This window comes from Dellaglioa sp. BT-FLS60 (genome assembly GCF_054941065.1).
Genome location: NZ_JBSOLI010000024.1, coordinates 1 through 1,414 on the forward strand (window position 1 = coordinate 1; position 1,414 = coordinate 1,414).

Annotated in this window: 1 protein-coding gene; it reads right to left on the reverse strand. The window is 33.0% G+C overall.

Features of this window, described 5'->3' with window-relative positions:
* Positions 1-18: 18 nt before the first annotated feature.
* Entirely contained in the window at positions 19-1,287 is a 1,269-nt protein-coding gene (locus tag ACVQ8P_RS00670; protein WP_462296923.1) for an ISL3 family transposase, read from the reverse strand.
* Positions 1,288-1,414: the final 127 nt, after the last annotated feature.

A 1,414-nucleotide genomic window follows, 5' to 3' on the forward strand; every position in this document is an offset into this window, starting at 1 on the left:
ATATTATGAAGGTTCTAATCACTTAGTGATTAGGCCTTTTTTTGTATGAATCTTAAGGGTATAAAATATTCTGATGCGAAATCTATAAAAGTTTCTAAAACCAAAACTAACGCGTTTAATGACCTTTATTTTATTATTTGTGCCTTCTAAAGGACCGTTAGAATAATGATGATTAAAGGTATTTTTAATTTCAAAATGGTGAAGAAACAACGTTTCAATACTTTTAGTCATTTCTTCGGAACAACCTTCGGTGTTTTTAATTGCTGAATCATAGGACTTCCAATCTTTTAGGTGAAGGGCTGATCTAATTTGGTTCATGAGTTCATATGCCTTTTTCAATTCTGGATTTAAACTTAGTAAATGGTCAATGATATCAATTTCTGTTGTTAAGTATGGAAAGTAGGTCCATTTTTTAAAATTCTTGTAATCCAGATTTTCAGCCGGTTTTAATAGGAGCTTCCAGTAACGTTTTAGGGCCTTATAGTCTTGTGATGATGTTGGCAGTTCTTTCATAAGTTTGATTCTAGTTTTGGTGAATCCACGATTCACTGAATTGATAATATGAAATTTATCGATAATAACAATCGCATTAGGAAAGATTTCTTTGGCTAGTTTAGGATAGGTATAATTCATATCAGTCACAATAATCTTCACGTTTTTTCTAGCTGTAGCTGAATAACGATAAAAATAGCGTTGTATTTGGTAGAGTCGTCGACAAGATAAAAAATCGATTAATTCATGATTACTAGCATCCATAAATTCAAAACTCATGGCATCTGTAGCAGATTTAGTACTCTTGACTTCGTCAAGGAGTAGAACATTGGGTAAAAATTTATAATTAGGTTTAAAATCCCGTTCAGAGGCCATGAGAATACGACCTACAAAGGAATCAGAAGTCGAAATTTCATCAGCAATGTGAGTTAAAGAAACGGGTTCTGTCAATTTAGTTAAACAGAGTTTTCTAGAAGTATTGGAAATCGTACAGTTCTTAGGGACTGCACTAGTTTGAGCTAAAAAGTATGATTGACACTCGTTACATTTAAAATATCTGCGTTTGAGAGACAAAATAATATTTTTTCCTAATACTTTAGGATAACGAATGGTTGTTTGACGCCAACCATACTTAATTATCTGACCTTCGTGCTTAATACCGCAGTTGGGACAAGCCTTCGGCTGGTAATCGAGAATACCGTTAAACCTGGTGACACCATCATTAGATGTCTCATAATCAATAATCATTAGATTATTGTCTTCTATTCCAAGCCAAAATTTAGTATGATTAGACATGCGGAGATTCCTTCTTTCTTATTAATTCATCTGTGGTGGTTGAACGATAATGGATTTGGATAAACCGTACCCAAAAGTCTTATGGCTTTTGGGTCTTTTTTTGTCATTATACAAAAAAACTGTTATT